Consider the following 18,926-nt stretch of genomic DNA (forward strand, 5'->3'; position numbering starts at 1 on the left):
TACCCTCTCCCCGGGAAGAACTAGAGAGGGTAAGGGTGAAAAAGCTCACACGTGCTGGCCGCCATTGATGTGGATTTCCGAGCCCGTCACATAGGAAGCCTGCTGCGAGCACAGGAAGAATATGATGTCGGCGACTTCGGCCGTGGTTCCCAGCCGCCGCAGCGGAATCGTCTCGACGATCTTTTCCGTGCCCGGTGACAGGATCGCCGTGTCGATCTCGCCGGGTGCGATGGCGTTGACGCGGATGCCGTGCGGGCCGAAATCATGCGCCATTTCGCGCGTCAGCGAGCCGAGCGCGGCCTTCGACGTCGCATAGGCGGTGCCGGCGAAGGGGTGCACGCGGGTACCGGCGATCGAGGTGACGTTGACGATCGAGCCTTTGGCCGACGCCAATTCCCTGAACAATCCCCGCGCCAGCATGATCGGTGCGAAGAAGTTGACCTGGAACACGTCGCGCCAGACATGCATCGGCGTGTCGATCGAATTCATGCGGCTGTTGCCGTCCTTGAGCTTCGGCGAGATGCCGGCATTGTTGACCAGCGCATGGAGCTGGCCGCCATGCGCCTCCAGCCGATGGCGGATCTCCGAGATAGCGATGCCGACATCCTCCTGGTCGGCGAGATCGACCTTGATATGGTCCTCCGGACCGGCCGGCCACGGGCAGTCGTCGGCAAAGGCCTGGCGCGAGCAGGTGATGACGCGCCAGCCTTCGCGCGAAAAGCGCTTGACCGTGGCGTGGCCGATGCCGCGGCTGGCGCCGGTCAACACGATGGTCTTTCTGGTGTCGGTCTCAGCCATTCGCGATCTCTCTAGGGCGACGTGCGTCCCTTTGGACGCACAAAGTACGCTCTAGCACTTTTAAACCGCAGATGTAGCGGAACACGGCAGCGATGACGAGGGGGTCAGCCGCCGGTGAGGATGTCGATGATCGAGGTCTGCCGCTTCTTGACCGGGCCGCCGACGTCGGCGGGCGGCACCGGGCGCTTGATCGATGCGGTGGTGCCGCCACCGCCCGGCATGCCGAAGCCGCCGGCATCGACCGTTTCGGCGGGACGCACGGCGCGAGGCGGCGACGCTTTTTGAGCGGACGGCGCGGATTGGCTGACCGAAGCGGACGGCACCGGCGCCGGTTGCGCCGTGTTGGGCGGTAATTCGTCCTGCACGATCGTATCGGCAGGCGTCGACCTCCATGTTCCAGGCAGCGGCCGCACCGGCACGCCTTCGTGCGCGGCGACCATGAACTCATGCCAGGCCTGCGCCGGCAGCGCGCCGCCGGTAACCTTCTTCATCGGACCGCCATCGTCATTGCCGAACCAGACTCCGGTGGTGAGATTGGCGGTATAGCCGATGAACCAGGCGTCGCGCGAATTCTGGCTGGTGCCGGTCTTGCCGGCGGCCGGCCAGGCAAAGGCCGCCTTCCTGGCAGTGCCGATTTCAACTGTGCCCATCATCATAGAGTTCATCATGCCGACGATCTCGGGCTTGATGACGCGCGGGGCGCCGCCATTGTTGTCGTAGAGCACCTTGCCGCCGGCTGTCGTCACCCGGCGGATGAAATGGACATCCGGCCGGTAGCCGCCATTGGCGAAGGGGACATAGGCCGACGTCAGTTCCAGCGGTGTCACTTCGGAGGTGCCGAGCGCGATCGAGGTGTTGGCCGTGAGGTCGGACTGGACACCCATGCGATGCGCCGCCTCGACGACCGCGTCAGGCCCGACTTCCATGGTCAACTGGGCGGCCACCGAGTTCAGCGACTTCGCCAGCGCCGTCGCCAGCGTCACCTTGCCGAAATACTTGCCGCCGTAGTTGGTGGGCGTCCATTTGCCAATTTTGATCGGCGCGTCATTGCGCACGCTGTCGGGCGTGCGGCCGGCTTCCAGCGCCGCCATGTAAACAAAGGGCTTGAACGCCGAGCCGGGCTGGCGGCGCGCCTCCGAGGCGCGATCGAACTGGCTCGTCGAATAATCATAGCCGCCGACCATGGCGCGTACCGCGCCGGAATTGTCGATCGACACCAGCACGCCCTGGCTGGCATTGAGCTTTTTGCCGCTGCCGTCGATCAGTCGGCGGATCGATTGTTCGGCGAGCTTCTGCAGCGTCAGGTCGACGGTGGTGTCGACGATGATGTCGCCGCGCACGTCGCCGATCAGGTCGGGCAGTTCTTCCACGATGGCGTCGGCGACGTAGTTTTCCGAGCCCGTCCAGTAGGATGCCACCCGCGACGCCGGCGCGCTCATCGCCGTGGTCAGTTCCTTGGCGCTGATCTTGCCTTCGTCGCGCATGGCGGTGAGAACAAGCTGCGAGCGCCGCTCGGCGGCCTTCGGGTCACGCGCCGGAGACAGTCGCGACGGCGCTTTCAACAGGCCGGCGAGGAGTGCGGCTTCGGGCAGCGTGACGTCGCGCGCGCTCTTGCCGAAATAGCGGCGCGAAGCCGCCTCGACACCATAGGCGCCAGAGCCGAAATAGACCCGGTTGAGATACATCTCGAGGATCTGGTCCTTGGTGTGCTTGTGCTCGAGCCACAGCGCCAGAAGCACTTCCTGCACCTTGCGTTCCAGCGTGCGGTCGGGCGCCAGGAACAGGTTTTTCGCCAATTGCTGGGTCAGTGTCGAGCCGCCCTGCGAAAAACGCCCGCCGACAACGTTGGCCACCATGGCTCTGGACAGACCGATCGGGTCGATGCCCAAATGCGAATAGAAGCGGCGATCTTCGATGGCGATGACGGCCTCGGGAATATAGGTCGACATTTCATGCAGGCCGACGGCTTCGCCGCCGCTCATGCCGCGATTGGCGAGCAGTTTTCCGTCGACCGAGACGATCCTGATATTGGGCGCGCGGTCGGGGATGGCCCAGGTTGTGGCCGCCGGCATTTTCGCGCCGTAATAGACGACGATGCCGGCGGCGGCGATGCCGCCCCAGATGGCCAGCACGAAGCACCAGTAGGCCAGCCGGCCGAGCACGCCGAACAGGCCGCGCCGGCTTTTGCCGCGCCCGCGACGCGACGCTTTTGTCCTGGCCGATTGGCGCTTTGCAGAGGTGTTGCGGTTGCTCGGCACGACGCGATCCTCCTCGCTCACCGAAAAACCGGCCGAGGATTTCGCCCGCGGCGGTCCCTCGAAGCTCGGTTCGATGCGGCTGTCTCTGCGGTTCGCCATGCGCTGTGCTGTCTGTCCCGATGCCTGTCGCATCGGCCTGAAAATCGGAATCGATTTTCGGAAAAAGCCGATGCGAAGCTTCAAAGTCTTAGAGCGTGCGTCCGAACGGACGCACGTCGCTCCATGGCGTTCCGGGTGAAGAGTAGATGCGGCGATTTAAGGGCGGGTTAAATGGTTCAAAGTTAATTCAATGCGTTACGGCACGTCACCGCTCCGTTCCCTGCTCCTGGCGGTCGGCAACAATGGCGTCTATCGCGAGACGGCGGGCGTTCTCGCATTTCGGCATCAACTGCCCAGCCGCAGTCGTTCGGCGCGGACCGCCCATAGCAAGGTTGCCGCAATCTATGCTCGTCATTAGAGCGCGATCGGTAAAGTGCGTTCGATCGCGCTCTAAACCATTGAATCTACGCATGACCTTGTCACCAAAGTCACGCGCACTGGGGGATCATGCGTTAGCCAATCGCAGCACGAACGGAAAGCGCTGCCCAGGATGATTGCATCGTCTCGCCCACATGGCAGTAGCAGACAATTTCGTGGAGCTCATTGTCGGTCAATTCGAAGAAACGCTTTGCTTCGCCATAAGTATCGTCTTTCAGCCCCTCATCGCGCAGGATCGAATCCTCGAAGGCAACCGATATTGGCGAGCCTTCGCTACGCATAATTTCGCGCTCGGGTGACGAACGATATTCGGTCCCGATAAGTGCGGTGAGGAGTCGGTTGGGCTGCCGTTCAAGAAGTTTTGACCAACGTTCGAGACGCTGGGTTCGGTCCATTGCAGGAGGCGTTGGGTCTCTGTGTACCTTTGCCACCGTATGCAGTTGGTCCAGTGTTTGGTGCCTCATGGCAACCTCCTAATAGTAGGCGGGTTGGCCCCAAACTCCCTGTACCAAGATCATACCGCGAATGTGTCGATACGTCACTCTCATTCCATATCCAGCTTGGCTTCTCTTTGGGTGCATCGAAGGATGGAGCGGCCCCTGCCTTATCGTCAATTTTCGGCCTGATGGGGGTCATCGGCTCCTTTGGCGCGCCAACCCACACCCGCTCAATTCCGCTGGATCGATATTCCCTTGTCGTCGATCTTGAGTTCCACGCCCTCCGGCCTGGTTTGCTCGCGATAGACATAGATGCCGAGCGCGATGACCACGACGACGAGCGCGCCGATGACGAGATAGAGCATGTTCTGTTTCATGGCGCGCCCTTGATGTGCTTCGCAGGATCAGGCCTGCTTCACCAGCTTGATCAGCACGAGCAGGATCACCGCGCCGATCGTGGCGTGGATAATGGAGGCAAATATGCCACCGCCTATGGCGAATCCCAGCCTTGGGAAGAGCAAGCCGGCTATCAAGGCGCCGACGATGCCGACGACGATATTGCCGATCAGGCCGAGGCCGAAACCCTTGACGATCAAGCCGGCGAGCCAGCCGGCAATGGCGCCGATGATGATGAAGACAAGCAGGCTCTCAGTACCCATTGCAGATCCCTCCCGCGCGAATGGTCGCGGAGCAGAAAGCTCCGAATCGACCTCCGATTGCAACAGGTCCAACCTATTGGAAAGAAACCGGCGCCGCCAGCGGCGTCATTCGCCGTCGTCATCCCCGGATGAAGGCCGCCAGCTGATCGGCTCGATCTTTCTTTGCGTATGACCGTCCGTATAGGCCCACCAGCCGGTGTCGTTCTCGTCCCAGTCGCCGCCGGCCGCTTTCAGCCGGTCGAGCGACCTGTACTGCGCGATGGATTCGTTCATCACCCCGTCGCTGTCCTTCCAGTAGACGGTGACCTTGGAGCCATCCCTGGGTGCTGTTTCGATTGGTTTTCTGGCAGCCATTTCATCCCCTCTATCGATCGAAAGAACGTCGAGGCGAACACCTGGTTCCACTTAGCTGTGGGCGAAGATGTCTGCCTCATCCCAGCCCATCAGGTCGAGTTTCGCACGCGTCGGCAGGAAGCGGAAGCAGGCCTCGGCCTCCTTGCTCCGGTTGTCGCGCGCCAGCCGCATCGTCAGCACATCGCGCAGCTGGTGCAGGTAAAGCACGTCGGAGGCTGCGTATTCGAGTTGTTCGGGCGACAGCGTCTCCGCCGCCCAGTCCGACGATTGCTGCGCCTTCGACAGGCTGACGCCGAGAAGCTCAAAACAAATGTCCTTCAGCCCGTGCCGGTCGGTGTAGGTTCGGGTCAGCCGCGAGGCGATCTTGGTGCAAAACACCGGCTCTGGCATGACGCCGAAGGCGTTGTAGAGGACGGCGAGATCGAAACGGCCGAAATGGAACAGCTTGGTTATGCTGCGGTTCCTGAGCAGGCTGACGAGGTTTGGCGCCTTCTTCTGGCCGGGCGCGATCTGGATGACGTCGGCGGAACCGTCGCCCGGCGAGATCTGCACCACGCAAAGCCGGTCGCGATGCGGATTGAGCCCCAGCGTCTCCGTGTCGATGGCGACCGCCCCGACGTCGTAGTGCAAGAGCCCGGGCAGGTCGTTCTTGTGGAAGCGGATATCGCTCATCGTCTTCTCCGGTCGCGGCCCATTCGTGCGTCCAACTGGGCGCGCGTCGCTCTATCCCGTCCTCGCCGCGATCCGATGAAAAATCAACAGAAAGTTGCAGTCTGGCCCTCTCAGCGTGTCAGCGCGTCGAGAATGCGCGCCCACGAGCGCTGGCCCTTGTGGAAGGAACTCATCTCGTATTTCTCGTTCGGCGAATGGATGCGGTCATCGTCGAGCCCGAAACCGACAAGCAAGGATTCGATGCCGAGATAAGTCTGGAAATCGCCGACCACCGGGATCGAGCCGCCGCTTCCCGTGGTCACCGCCGGCTTCGGCCACTCGTCGGACAGCGCGTCCTTCGCCTTGGCGAGAAATGGCGAGTCGTAGGAAAGCTGGATCGCCGGCGAGCCGCCATGCGGGTGGAAATCGACTGAGCAGTCGGCCGGGATGCGCTCCCTGACGAAGGCCTGGAAAGCGGCGCGGATCTTTTCCGGGTTCTGCTTGTGGACGAGGCGGAAAGACACTTTTGCCGAGGCTTCCGCCGCGATCACCGTCTTGAACCCTTTGCCGGTATAGCCACCTATAATGCCGTTGAACTCGGCAGTCGGCCGCGCCCAGGTGAGTTCGAGCACCGAGCGGCCGTGTTCGCCGGGAGGGATCGACAGGCCGACGGGCCCAAGGAACGTCTCAGCGGTCTCGCCGAGCGCCTCCCACGACTTCAGGATCTGCGAAGGCGTCTCCTCGACACCGTCATAGAAACCGGGAATGGTGACGCGGCCGTCCTTGTCGTGGATGTCGGCCAGGATCTTGGCCAGGATGCGAATCGGATTGGCGGCAGCACCGCCGTAGAGACCGGAATGCAGGTCGCGGTCGGCGGCTTTCACCGTGATCTCCTCGCCCACCAACCCGCGCAGCGCGACGCAGATGGACGGTGTTTCGCGGTCCCACATGCCGGTGTCGCAGACAAGCGCGAAGTCGGCCTTGAGTTCGGCCGCATTTGCCTCGAGGAACGGCTTCAGCGATGGCGAGCCGGACTCCTCCTCGCCCTCGAACAGAATTGTGATGCGGCACGGCAGCCCGCCATGCACCTGCTTCCAGGCGCGGCAAGCCTCGACGAAGGTCATCAACTGCCCCTTGTCGTCGGCCGAACCACGTCCCGCGATCACCTGGCGGCCGGGCTCGATCTGCTTTACCGAAGGCGCGAACGGATCGCTTTCCCAAAGCTCGATCGGGTCGACCGGCTGCACGTCGTAATGGCCATAGAACAGGACATGCGGCGCGCCCGCCGGCCCGTCATGGTGCGCCACCACCATCGGATGGCCTGGCGTGTCACGCACGCTGGCGTCGAAGCCGATCAGTCTGAGCTCGGCCACCAGCCATTCTGCCGCCTTGCGGCAGTCTGCGGCATAGGATGGATCGGTGGAGATCGACTTGATCCTGAGCAGGCCAAACAGGCGCTCCAGGCTCTCGTCGAGATTTTTGTCGAGGCGGTCGAGGACGGGAGAAATTCTGGACATTTTTATAAAGCCTTTCGATTCTGAGCGGCAACCCTAAAGCTGCGCGGCAGAAACGAAAAGCCGGCGGTCGTTGGACCACGGGCACCGAAAGGCAAAAAAATGCCGCCGTGGTGGAGGGGGAACCACGGCGGCCTTTACTCGAAACGATGCGGCAGCCCGGAGAGGGGGGATAGGCTGCCGCAAGTGTCCGGGATAGGCGGGGGACGGGCCTTGCTCCGGACCTCGGCGAAAAATGCCGATGGCATTTATCTGTGTCTCCGAACGTGGCGATTCAAGGGCACGAAGATTACACTTTCGTAACATAGCCGTGATCGGATCGACGTGTCAGGGATGTTGCCGGAACCGGTGGTTGAGGCCGCCTTTGGCATGGACCACGACGCCGCGCCGCGCTATCCCTTCGTCCCATGAAAAAAGGCGATCATCTCTTCCTTGTCGACGGCTCCGGCTACATCTTCCGTGCCTATCACGCGCTACCGCCACTGACCCGCAAATCCGATGGGCTGCCGACCAGTGCCGTGCTCGGCTTCTGCAACATGGTGTGGAAGCTGACGCAGGACGCCCGCAACACCGATGTCGGCATCGTGCCGACGCATTTCGCCGTCATCTTCGACTATTCGTCGAAAACCTTCCGCAACGATCTCTACCCCGAATACAAGGCCAACCGCTCGGCACCGCCGGAAGATCTGATCCCGCAGTTCGGCCTGATCCGCCAGGCGACCAGGGCCTTCAACCTGCCCTGCCTCGAGACGGAAGGCTACGAGGCCGACGACCTGATCGCCACCTATTGCCGGCTTGCCTGCGAAGCCGGCGCCGACACCACCATCATCTCCTCCGACAAGGATCTGATGCAGCTGGTCGGCCCTTCGGTCGCCATGTACGACCCGATGAAGGACCGCCAGATCGGCGTTCCCGAGGTAATCGAGAAATGGGGCGTGCCGCCGGAAAAAATGATCGACCTGCAGGCGCTGACCGGCGATTCGGTCGATAATGTGCCGGGCGTGCCCGGCATCGGGCCGAAGACGGCGGCGCAATTGCTGGAACAGTTCGGCGATCTTGATACGCTGCTCGCCCGTGCCACCGAGATCAAGCAGGACAAGCGCCGCGAATCGATCATCGCCAATGCCGACAAGGCGCGCATCTCGCGTGAACTGGTGACGCTGAAGAACGACGTGCCGGGGATCAGCGGGCTCGATGATTTCGTGTTGCACCCGCCCGACGGACCAAGGCTGATCGGCTTCCTCAAGACGATGGAATTCTCCTCGCTGACCCGCCGCGTGGCGGAAGCGACCGGAACAGAAGCGGCTGACGTCAAACCCGTTCCCATCATTATCGAGCGCGCCGACACCGCGCATGGACCCGATATGGGGTTTGGCGTGCCGGGCGCCGCCGAAAGCGCGGCAGGCGCAGTGACAGACGAAGCCGGGGAAGCGGTGCCGGCCACCATCAAGGTGGAACCCAAGCAAGGCGACACCCCATCGCTTCTCTCGGCGCTTCGCTTCGAGGACGCCACCGCCAGCAAGATCGACACCAGCGCCTACGTCTCCATCCGCGACACTGAAGTGTTGAAGGCATGGGTGGCCGTGGCGATGGAGGCCGGCATCGTCGGCTTCGACACGGAGACCAATTCAGCCGATCCGATGCAGGCCGAGTTGATCGGCCTGTCCATAGCCACTGCACCCGGTCGCGCCGCCTATGTGCCGCTCGCCCACAAACGCGGCAATGGCGACCTGCTCGGCGGCGGAGTGGTCGAAAACCAGATTCCGATCCGTGAGGCGCTTGCCATCCTGAAGCCGTTGCTGGAGGACAGGTCGGTTCTCAAGATCGTTCAGGAGTTGAAATACGACATCGTCGTCATGAGCCGCCACGGCATCGATATCGCCCCCTTCGACGACACCATGCTGATTTCCTACGTGCTCGACGCAGGCACGTCCGGCGGCCACAGCATGGCGGCTCTGTCGGAAAAGTGGCTCGGCCACTCGACCATTGCCCTTAAGGAACTGGCCGGCTCTGGACGAAGCTTCGTCGGCTTCGACCAGGTCGACATCGACAAGGCAACCGTCTATGCCGCGGAGCACGCCGATGTGACGCTCAGGCTCTGGCGGGTGCTGAAGCCGCGGCTTGCCGCCAAGGGCCTCGTCTCGGTCTACGAGCGGCTGGAACGGCCGCTGGTGCCTGTTCTGGCAAGAATGGAGCAGCGCGGCATCTCCGTCGACCGGCAGATCCTGTCGCGGCTCTCAGGCGAGCTGGCACAGGGCGCCGCCCGGCTGGAGGACGAGATCTACCAGCTCGTCGGCGAGCGCATCAATATCGGCTCGCCAAAACAGCTCGGCGACATCCTGTTCGGCAGGATGGGCCTGCCCGGTGGCTCCAAGACCAAGACCGGCCAATGGTCGACCTCGGCGCAGCTCCTGGAAGACCTCGCCGCCGAGGGCCACGAACTGCCGCGCAAGATCGTCGACTGGCGCCAGCTGACCAAATTGAAATCGACCTATACCGATGCGCTGCCCGGTTTCGTCCATCCCGATACGAAGCGCGTCCACACCTCATACGCGCTTGCCGCGACGACGACGGGCCGGCTGTCGTCCTCCGATCCCAATTTGCAGAACATTCCGGTACGCACCGTCGAGGGGCGAAAGATCAGGACGGCGTTCATCGCCGACAGAGGCAACAAGCTGGTTTCGGCCGACTACAGCCAGATCGAGCTGCGCGTGCTCGCCCATGTCGCCGAGATCCCGCAGCTCAAGCAGGCGTTTGCCGACGGCGCCGACATCCACGCCATCACCGCCTCGGAGATGTTCAACGTGCCGGTCGAGGGCATGCCCTCGGAGGTACGCCGCCGCGCCAAGGCGATCAATTTTGGCATCATCTACGGCATTTCCGCCTTTGGCCTGGCCAACCAGCTGTCGATCCCGCGCGAAGAGGCCGGCGCCTACATCAAGAAATACTTCGAACGCTTCCCCGGCATCCGCGATTATATCGACGCGACCAAGGCCTATGCCCGCGAATACGGGTATGTCGAAACGATCTTCGGCCGCCGCATCCACTACCCGGAGATACGGTCGTCAAACCCGTCGGTCCGTGCCTTCAACGAGCGCGCCTCGATCAACGCCCGGCTGCAGGGCACCGCGGCCGACATCATCCGCCGCGCCATGATCCGCATGGACGAAGCGCTGGAAAAGGCGAAGCTGTCCGCCCGCATGCTGCTGCAAGTGCATGACGAACTGGTCTTCGAGACGGCCGAAGCGGAGGTCGAGGCGACGATCCCCGTCGTGCGTCATGTGATGGAGAACGCCGCGATGCCGGCCGTGTCGATGTCGGTGCCGCTGCACGTCGACGCCCGCGCCGCCGACAATTGGGAAGAGGCGCATTAGGGCCTCATGCGGATGTCCGCGGCCGACCAGTTGCAATCTGTAGCGATCCTTCGCGCCCCCCTCTGTCCTGCCGGACATCTCCCCCACGAGGGGGGAGATTGGCAGCTTCGGCGCTGCAACCATCTTGCTCCGTTGGAGATTGGCGAAAGCCGGGATAACGGCCGATCTCCCCCCGTGTGGGGGAGATGTCCAGCAGGACAGAGGGGGGCGCTGTCCCTCCGGCTTCCACCGCTAGGTCACGGCACAACCGGCCCTTAAGCCGCCTCGGCCAGGCATTTGGCACACGTCCCGCGAAATTCGATCACCGCCTTCTTGGCGGCGAAGCCGGTCGAGCGCACCCATTCGTCGAGCCGGTGTCCGACATCGTGGTCGGAAAATTCGGTCACCTGCCCGCATGTGTCGCAGATGGCAAAGGCGGTCATCGAATGGCTGTGGTCGTGCGGCTCGGCGCAGGCGACAAAGGAATTGAGGCTTTCGAGCCGGTGCACGAAGCCGGACTTCACCAGCGTGTCGAGCGCCCGATAGACCTGCAGCGGTGCGCGAAAACCCCGATCGCGAAGCTGGTCGAGCAATGTATAGGCGCTGAGCGGCCCGCTGGCGGCCTCGAGTTTCTCGAGCACGCACAGCTGGTTCTTCGTCAGCACATCCCTTGCCGCCATGATCCTGTTTCCAACCCGTTTGCGCCGGTTGCTCGTCATTTTCCGCATGCAAGCGGCTTCAATTCTCTCCAGATAGCGACGAACCGGCCTTTTTGCTACTGTTTCTGTGTCGGCATGGCCCAGAAGCCGACCAACTCCGAGGCATTGGCGCGCGCGTCCATGAAACCAGCGGGAGCAGTTTCCGCACACCTGTTTGGCTATGCGTTGCCAATCACTTGCTAGGCAATCGCTTCAGACCAATTTTCGATGTCAACCTGAAGTGATTGCCCTCAGTCACTTCCGTGGCGGACCCTTCCGCTCAGCGGAGGCGGCCCACAGATTGATGTCGGCCTCGCGCGCGTAGGTATCGATTTCGGCGAGTTCGGCATCGCTGAAATCGAGCGCCTTCAGCGCGCCGACGCAATCCTGGACCTGTTCCGGCCGGCTGGCGCCGATCAGCGCCGAGGTCACCCGGCCCTTGCGCAGCACCCAGGCCAGCGCCATCTGCGCCAGCGTCTGGCCGCGTCGGCCGGCGATGGCGTTCAGCGCCTTGATGTTGACGATGGTCTTGTCGTTGATGAAGGCCGGCCGCAGCGACTTGCCCTGGCTGGCGCGGCTGCCCTCAGGGATGCCGCCGAGATATTTGTCGGTCAGCATGCCTTGCGCCAGCGGCGTGAACACGATTGAGCCGACGCCGAGCCCCTCCAGCGTGTCAAGCAGACCATCGTCCTCGACCCAGCGGTTGAGCATCGAATAGCTCGGCTGATGGATGATGCAGGGCGTGCCGAGCTGCTTCAATATGTCGGCGGCCTCGCGCGTGCGTTGCGAATTGTAGGAGGAGATGCCGGCATAAAGCGCCTTGCCCGAGCGCACCGCGTGATCGAGCGCGCCCATCGTTTCTTCCAGCGGCGTTTCTGGATCGAAACGGTGCGAATAGAAGATGTCGACATAGTCGAGGCCCATCCGCTTCAGGCTCTGGTCGAGGCTGGCCAGCACATATTTGCGCCCGCCCCACTCGCCATAGGGTCCGGCCCACATCTCATACCCGGCCTTGGTCGAGATGATCAGCTCGTCACGAAAAGAGGAGAAATCCGTCCGCAGGATTTCGCCGAAAGCCGTCTCCGCCGAACCGGGCGGCGGGCCGTAATTGTTGGCGAGGTCGAAATGCGTGATGCCGAGATCGAAGGCCTTGCGCGCGATCGCCTGCTTGGTCCGGTGCGGCGTGTCGTCACCGAAATTGTGCCAGAGCCCGAGCGAGATCGCTGGCAATTTCAGGCCGGATCGCCCGCAGCGATTGTAGACCATGTTCTCGTAACGGTTTTCGGCGGGCACATAGGGCATGGAATATCCTCAAATCAAAAGCGAGCCCGGCAGTTGCCACCGCGAAAAAAGGGTGAGTCGGCTCTGCCTCTCACCCTTAGCCTCTCGCCGTTCCTATGGGGAGAGGGATCGCTGAAGCGCTTGCGTTACTTCTTCTTCGCCAAGAGCCCATTCTTCTTCGCCAACAGCCCTTCCGCATCCTTGACGCCCAGTGCCGCAGGCCGTTCGCAGGTGGTCTGCATGGCAACGAACTTTCCGCTCGCGCCCGACCGCAACATGCCGGTCATCACATCGACGGCATGCAGCGCCAGTTCCATCGAGCAGCGATGCGGCCGTCCTTCCGTGATCGCCAGCGCCATGTCGGCGAGACCGGCGGTGCGGTAGTTGGCCATCATGCCGTGCGAATGCATCTGGTTGGCCACGCCGAATGGATGCTTCCACTTTGGCAGCTTCTTGATCGGCTTGGCGGCATCGGTGAAGCGAACGTCGCCGCCGAAGAAATTCGGATCCGGCAAAAACACCGTGCCCAATTCGCCGTAGAGTTCCATCGGCGCATGGCCATGGCTCCACACGTCCCAGCTGGTATTGAGCGTCACCACGGCGCCATTCTCGAACTCCATCACGCCGTGGATCGTCGTCGGCGTTGCGACCAGGACTTTTTCGCCGGCGCGAGGCTTGGACGAGATCGTACGCTCCGTCTTCGGGATCGAAGCGAAGGCTGCCACCTGCTTCACCGGCCCGATCAGCTGAATCAGGTTGGTGATGTAATAGGGTCCGATATCGAGCACCGGCCCAGCGCCAGGCTGGAAGAAGAAGTCCGGATTGGGGTGCCAATGCTCCATCCCATGGTTCATCACATGGCATGTGCCGCTGGTGATCTTGCCGAGCCTGCCAGTGTCGATCAGGTTGCGGGCAAGCTGGTGCGCGCCACCGAGGAAAGTGTCCGGCGCCGAGCCGATGCGCAGTCCGTCTTTCTCCGCCAGTTTCTTCAGGTCCAGCCCTTCCTTGACCGACAGCACGAACGGCTTTTCCGAATAGACGTGCTTGCCGGCATCGAGGATCTGTTTCGACACCTCATAGTGTACCGCCGGAACGGTGAGGTTGACGATGATGTCGATGTCGTCGGCCTTGAGCAGCCCTTCGACTGTCTCGGCGCGCAGCTTGAACTCCTTCGCCCGCGCCTTGGCTGCATCCATGTTGATATCCGCGCAGGCGCGCATCTCGATGCCGCGAAACAGAGGCGCAAACGAGAAATACGCCTTCGAAATGTTGCCGCAGCCGACGACGCCGACCCCAAGTTTTTTTGCCATGCTGGTTTGCTCCTAATAGGTCTTGGCGGCTGCGATCGAGCGGCGGGCGAAGCGCTCGATGTCGTTGGGGTTGTCGTGTTCCATGACGTAGTATTTGGCGGCGCTTTTGGCGCGCAGCGCCTGGATCAGACCGGCCCAGTCGATCGTGCCGTGGCCGACATCCGACCAGCCGTCCTCGTCGAGGCCCTCGCCGGGCTTGGCGATGTCCTTGACATGGACGGCGGCGATGCGTTTGCCATGCTTCTCGATCCAGGGCAGCGGATCGTCGCCGCCGCGCACCACCCAGGCGACGTCCATCTCCCAGCCGATGTCGGGCGCTGCCGCCAGAATATGGTCCTGCGGCACCGAACCGTCGGCAAGCTTCTTGAACTCGAAATCATGGTTGTGCCAGGCAAAGCCGTAGCCGGCCTTTTCAGCCGTCTCGCCGACCTTGGCCAGGCGTGCGCCGAAGCTGCGCCAGCCGGCCGTGTCGGTCGGCCTGCTCTCGGCGACCAGATAGGGGCAGATGAGCAGCGTGATGCCGAGCGCGTCGGCGATTTTGCGCACGCCGTCGAAATCGTTCTCGAGCGCATCGATCGAGAAATGGCCGGTCGGCATGGCGAGGCCGTTCCTGTCGAGTTCGGCACGAAAAGCCTTGGGATCGTTATAGACGCCGCCGAACCCTTCGACTTGCGCGTAGCCGAGCTCGCCCAGCATCTTGAGCACCCCTGCCCAAGGCTGGAAATTGCGGGCGCTGTAAAGTTGGAATGACCAATTCATCGTCTCTGTCCGTTCTCTGGGGGATGGATGTGCTTGAGGGTGAAATTCCCGGGGTATTACAGGCGGGTGTTACAGGCGGGTGCCGGTGGCAGCGTCGAACAGTGAAGCGCGCATCGGGTCAAAACCGATGCTCACGGTGTCGGCGTTGTTTGGCGTGCGCTCAGATGTCACCCGCACGGTGAAATTCTGATTTGCGAGCTTCAGCCAGACCAGCGTGTCGGAGCCCATGGGTTCGACGACCACGACATTTGCCGTGGCTGTGAACGGCCATCCGGAGCCGCTGTTGAACGCGACATGCTCGGGCCGGATACCGAACACCGCCGCTCCCCGCACGGGCTCCTTTTCGAAAGCGTAGGTGGCAAGCGGGATCCGCACCTCCTCGGCGACGAAGTGCCAGTTGCCATCGTCCTTCTCCAGCCTGCCGTCGAGGAAATTCATCGCAGGCGAGCCGAGGAAGCCGGCGACGAAACGGTTGACCGGGCGGTTGTAGATGGTCTGCGGGGCGTCGAGCTGCTGGATGACGCCGCCCTTCATCACCGCGATGCGGTCGGCCAGCGTCATCGCCTCGATCTGGTCGTGGGTGACATAGATCATGGTGTTCTGCAGCTTGCTGTGCAGCAGTTTGATTTCGACACGCAGCTCGGCGCGCAGCTTGGCGTCGAGATTGGAAAGCGGCTCGTCGAACAGGAAGACGTCGACGTCGCGCACCAGCGCCCGCCCGATCGCCACACGCTGGCGCTGGCCGCCCGAAAGCGCCGACGGCTTGCGTTGCAGCAATGGCTCGATCTGCAGGATCTCGGCGGCCCGTGCGATGCGCTTGGCGATCTCGTCCCTGGGAATGCCGGCGACGCGCAGCCCGAAGGACAGGTTCTTCTCCACCGTCATCTGCGGGTAAAGCGCATAGGACTGGAACACCATGCCGATGCCACGGTCCTTGGGCTCCTCCCAGGTGACGTTCTTGCCCTTGATGAAGATGCGGCCGTCCGAAACGTCGAGCAGACCGGCGATGCAGTTGAGCAGGGTCGACTTGCCGCAGCCGGACGGCCCGAGCAGCACGATGAACTCGCCCTCGGCGACGTCGATGTTGAGGGTTTCCAGCACCGAGATTGCGCCGAAATTTAGCGACAGGTCCTGGATTGAGACGCTGGGATTTTCGAGTCTTGTCATCATCATCCTTTCACCGCGCCGGCGGCGATGCCACGCACGAAAAGCTTGCCGGAAACGAAGTAGACGACGAGCGGTACCAGGCCGGTCAGGATGGTGGCGGCCATGTTGACGTTGTATTCCTTCACGCCTTGCACCGAGTTGACGATGTTGTTGAGCTGCACCGTCATCGGATAAGTGTCGGGGCGGGTATAGACGACGCCGAACAGGAAGTCGTTCCAGATGCCGGTCACCTGCAGGATGATGGCGACGACGAAGATCGGCAGCGACATCGGCAGCATGATGCGGAAATAGATGCCCCAGAAGCCGGCGCCGTCGACGCGCGCCGCCCGGAACAGTTCCTCCGGCATGGAAGTGAAATAGTTGCGGAACAACAGCGTCAGGATCGGCATGCCGAAAATGGAATGGACGATCACCAGGCCGCTCAGGCTGCCATAGAGGCCGATCTCGCGCAGGATGATGACGATCGGATAGATCATCACCTGATAGGGGATGAAGGCGCCGACGATGAGGATGACGAAGAACGTATCGGCTCCCTTGAAGCGCCAGTTGGCAAGCGCGTAGCCGTTCACCGAAGCGATCGCGATCGACAGGACGACCGACGGGACGGTGATGCGCACCGAATTCCAGAAGCCGCGCGACAGCCCGTCGCAGTTGAGGCCGGTGCAGGCGCTGGACCAGGCCTTCACCCAAGGCTCGAAGGTGATCTCGAGCGGCGGCGAAAAGATGTTGCCGAGACGTATCTCCGGCATGCCCTTGAGCGAAGTCACCACCATCACATAGAGCGGCAGCAGATAATACAGCGCCACCACGATCAGCGTGCCGTAAAGGAAGATGTTGCGGCGCGAGAACACATGCCGCGGCTTCGGCCCTCGCGGCCCGGATGCCTCAAGCCCGATAGAGCCCGTACCGGCAGGCGGGGGAACGGCGAGGTCAGCCACGCTTCTTGCCTCCGAATTCGAGATAGGCCCAGGGAACGATGACGACCACCACCGACAGCAGCATCATGGTCGAGGCGGCGAAGCCCTGGCCGAGGTTCTGGGCGAAGAACATGTAGTCATAGACATATTTGGCCGGCACTTCGGAGGCGATGCCGGGACCGCCGCTGGTCTGGGCGACAACCAGGTCATAGACCTTGACGATGCCGGCGGCGATGATGACCAGCGCGGTGATGAAGACCGGTCGCATCATCGGGATGATGATGAACAGATAGGTCTTCAGGGTGGGTATCCCATCCACCCGCGCGGCCTTCCAGATATCCTCGTCGATGCCGCGCAGGCCCGCCAGCATCAGGCACATGATCAGCCCGGTGCCTTGCCAGAGCGCGGCGATCAAGATGCCGTAGATGACGATGTTGGAATTGTAGAGCGGATCGAAGCTGAAGCTTTCCCAGCCGAGGCCGCGCACCACCCCCTGGATTCCGAACTCCGGGTTGAGCAGCCACTGCCAGACCAGACCGGTGACGATGAAGGAGAGCGCGAAGGGATAGAGGAAGATGGTGCGGAACGTGTCCTCGAAGCGGATCTTCTGGTCGAGCAGCGCCGCCATTATGAAGCCGATGACCAGAGAGAACACCAGCGACAGCACGCCGTAGACCAGGAGGTTCTCGATCGAGACCAGCCAGCGCGGCGTCGACCACAGCCGATAATACTGGTCGAGCCCGACGAAGTTCAGCCGCGGCAGCAGTTTTGAATTGGTGAAGGAATAGAGCACCGTCCACGCGCTGCCGCCGACGAAGATCACCAGTGCGGTGAGGACCATCGGAACAGAGGCGACCTTGGCGTTAAGGTTGCGGAAGAGTTGGTTTGGGCGTTCGCTCTTGCTCATCTGCAAAGCCGGGATGGATCGGGTAAGGCCGAAGGGTCAGGGCCAAGGTTCAAGGCTTGACCCGGAGCTCCCGGCCCCGCGGCGGGCCGGGAGCGAGCGGTTCGTCAGTCGTCAGTCCGCTGAGGCGACGATGTCGGCGAAGCGCTTTTGCGCCTCTTCCACGGTCATGTCCGGCTTGGCGAAGAACTCGGAGAAAAGGTCCTCCTTCTGCTTTTGGGTGTCCTGCGACAGCAGTTGGTCCGTCCAGGGCATGACGCTGCCCTTGGCCAGGATGTCGAGCCCTTTCTTCATGCAGTCGTTCGCCGCCTTGAGGTCGATATCGCCGCGCACCGGCAGCGAGCCCTTCTTGAGATTGAAGGCGACCTGCGTCTTGGGATCGAGCAGCGTTTCGGCCAGCGCTTCCTGCGCCTTGGACTTTTCCGCGTCCTGCAGCAGCGGGAAGTAGAAGGCGTCGCCGCCGGTGGCGATGACCTCGTTCAGGCCAAGGCCGGGAAGGCACGTATAGTCCTTGCCGGCGGTCTGCCCGGCAACCTGGAACTCGCCCTGCGCCCAATCGCCCATGATCTGGCCGCCGGCCTTGCCGGAGATGACGAGATTGGTGGCCTGGTTCCAGTCCTGCACATTGGTGTTCTTCGCCATCTTGCGGGCATCGTCCGCGGCCTTGAACACCTTGGCGACTTCGGGCCCGGCGGCGAATTCGGCATCCTTGTCGCGATAGACCTTCAAGAAAGCGTCCGTGCCGCCGACCGCCGTAAGCAGCACGTCGAAGGCGCCCGAGGATTGCCAGGGCTGCCCGCCGACCGCCAGCGGTATGATGCCTGCCTTCTCCAGCGCGGGGGCGGCCGCGACATATTCATTCCAATTCTTCGGCACCGGCACACCAGCCTTTTCGAAAGCTGCGTTCGACAGCCACAGCCACTGCCAGGAGTGAATGTTGACCGGCACGCAATAGATCTTGCCGTCGAGGGTACAGCCGTCGAGCAGGCTCTTCGGCTGGACGATTTCCGCCCACTTGTCCCTGGTGGCGAGCTCGGTCAAATCGCGCATCAGACCGGCCTGCACCAATTCTTCCGCTTGCCTTCCGTGGTTGAACTGGGTGGCGCCCATAGGGTCGCCGCCAGTGATGCGGCTGATCATGATCGGCCGCGCCGTGCCGCCGGAGCCGGCGATGGCGCCGTCGACCCAATGATTGCCTGTCGCGTCGAACGCCTTGGCGAATTCGGCGACCGCCGCCGCCTCGCCGCCTGAAGTCCACCAATGGGTCACTTCCAGATCCGACGCTGCCGCCGGGCCGGCGAATGGCAGCGCGGTTGTCACTGCCAACGCAGCGGTCATGAAATGGTATCGCATTTCGGCTCCTCCCAGAATCTGAAACGTTACAGATTT

17 protein-coding genes are annotated in these 18,926 nt (G+C 62.5%); 1 reads left to right on the forward strand and 16 read right to left on the reverse strand.

Going from position 1 to position 18,926, the window contains the following annotated elements; all coding sequences use genetic code 11:
• Positions 1-45: 45 nt before the first annotated feature.
• The 8 genes from AC0L15_RS10090 to AC0L15_RS10125 all read right to left on the reverse strand — a co-directional run bounded on the left by AC0L15_RS10090 (position 46) and on the right by AC0L15_RS10125 (position 7,151).
• The gene (locus AC0L15_RS10090) at positions 46-798 is read right to left on the reverse strand and encodes an SDR family NAD(P)-dependent oxidoreductase (RefSeq protein WP_065010150.1); all 753 of its coding nucleotides are present in this window, start codon (positions 796-798) and stop codon (positions 46-48) included.
• 104 nt (positions 799-902) lie between these two features.
• The gene (locus AC0L15_RS10095) at positions 903-3,155 is read right to left on the reverse strand and encodes a transglycosylase domain-containing protein (RefSeq protein WP_287245936.1); all 2,253 of its coding nucleotides are present in this window, start codon (positions 3,153-3,155) and stop codon (positions 903-905) included.
• Between the two features lie 452 nt (positions 3,156-3,607).
• Positions 3,608-3,997 (reverse strand): hypothetical protein, encoded by a 390-nt coding sequence (locus AC0L15_RS10100; protein WP_027153082.1) that lies wholly within the window; start codon positions 3,995-3,997, stop codon positions 3,608-3,610.
• Positions 3,998-4,200: 203 nt separating this feature from the next.
• Positions 4,201-4,347, reverse strand: coding sequence for a hypothetical protein (locus AC0L15_RS10105; protein ID WP_027153083.1), 147 nt, complete (start codon positions 4,345-4,347; stop codon positions 4,201-4,203).
• Positions 4,348-4,374: 27 nt separating this feature from the next.
• Entirely contained in the window at positions 4,375-4,629 is a 255-nt protein-coding gene (locus AC0L15_RS10110) for a GlsB/YeaQ/YmgE family stress response membrane protein (protein WP_128184716.1), read from the reverse strand.
• A 105-nt stretch (positions 4,630-4,734) separates the two neighbouring features.
• Positions 4,735-4,983, reverse strand: coding sequence for a hypothetical protein (locus AC0L15_RS10115; RefSeq protein ID WP_287285549.1), 249 nt, complete (start codon positions 4,981-4,983; stop codon positions 4,735-4,737).
• Positions 4,984-5,034: 51 nt separating this feature from the next.
• Entirely contained in the window at positions 5,035-5,655 is a 621-nt protein-coding gene (locus AC0L15_RS10120; protein ID WP_128184720.1) for a ribonuclease D, read from the reverse strand.
• 110 nt (positions 5,656-5,765) lie between these two features.
• On the reverse strand, positions 5,766-7,151 hold the full coding sequence (locus AC0L15_RS10125) for a M20/M25/M40 family metallo-hydrolase (protein WP_473496291.1): 1,386 nt from the start codon (positions 7,149-7,151) through the stop codon (positions 5,766-5,768).
• Between the two features lie 404 nt (positions 7,152-7,555).
• Here AC0L15_RS10125 and polA point away from each other — a divergent pair, with 404 nt between their 5' ends.
• Positions 7,556-10,522, forward strand: coding sequence for a DNA polymerase I (gene polA, locus AC0L15_RS10130; protein ID WP_287245931.1), 2,967 nt, complete (start codon positions 7,556-7,558; stop codon positions 10,520-10,522).
• Positions 10,523-10,776: 254 nt separating this feature from the next.
• Here the strand turns inward: polA and AC0L15_RS10135 are convergent, their stop codons facing one another.
• The 8 genes from AC0L15_RS10135 to AC0L15_RS10170 all read right to left on the reverse strand — a co-directional run bounded on the left by AC0L15_RS10135 (position 10,777) and on the right by AC0L15_RS10170 (position 18,890).
• A complete protein-coding gene (locus AC0L15_RS10135; RefSeq protein WP_023797411.1) occupies positions 10,777-11,181 on the reverse strand; it encodes a Fur family transcriptional regulator in 405 nt (134 codons plus the stop codon).
• A gap of 273 nt (positions 11,182-11,454) precedes the next feature.
• Positions 11,455-12,501: an L-glyceraldehyde 3-phosphate reductase gene (mgrA, locus tag AC0L15_RS10140; RefSeq protein WP_287245930.1), complete on the reverse strand. Its 1,047-nt coding sequence runs from the start codon at positions 12,499-12,501 to the stop codon at positions 11,455-11,457.
• Between the two features lie 125 nt (positions 12,502-12,626).
• Complete coding sequence (locus tag AC0L15_RS10145) at positions 12,627-13,790, reverse strand: Gfo/Idh/MocA family protein (protein WP_287245928.1); 1,164 nt, start codon at positions 13,788-13,790, stop codon at positions 12,627-12,629.
• A 12-nt stretch (positions 13,791-13,802) separates the two neighbouring features.
• A complete protein-coding gene (locus AC0L15_RS10150) occupies positions 13,803-14,549 on the reverse strand; it encodes a sugar phosphate isomerase/epimerase family protein (RefSeq protein ID WP_287245926.1) in 747 nt (248 codons plus the stop codon).
• A gap of 69 nt (positions 14,550-14,618) precedes the next feature.
• Positions 14,619-15,716 (reverse strand): ABC transporter ATP-binding protein, encoded by a 1,098-nt coding sequence (locus AC0L15_RS10155; RefSeq protein WP_473496292.1) that lies wholly within the window; start codon positions 15,714-15,716, stop codon positions 14,619-14,621.
• A 2-nt stretch (positions 15,717-15,718) separates the two neighbouring features.
• Positions 15,719-16,654, reverse strand: a complete 936-nt coding sequence (locus tag AC0L15_RS10160) for a carbohydrate ABC transporter permease (RefSeq protein WP_287245922.1) — start codon at positions 16,652-16,654, stop codon at positions 15,719-15,721.
• Positions 16,647-17,540: a carbohydrate ABC transporter permease gene (locus AC0L15_RS10165; protein WP_287245920.1), complete on the reverse strand. Its 894-nt coding sequence runs from the start codon at positions 17,538-17,540 to the stop codon at positions 16,647-16,649. Before AC0L15_RS10165 ends, AC0L15_RS10160 begins: the two co-directional genes overlap by 8 nt.
• 111 nt (positions 17,541-17,651) lie before the next feature.
• On the reverse strand, positions 17,652-18,890 hold the full coding sequence (locus AC0L15_RS10170; protein ID WP_287245919.1) for an ABC transporter substrate-binding protein: 1,239 nt from the start codon (positions 18,888-18,890) through the stop codon (positions 17,652-17,654).
• Positions 18,891-18,926: the final 36 nt, after the last annotated feature.

This window comes from Mesorhizobium sp. WSM4846, from assembly GCF_055811415.1.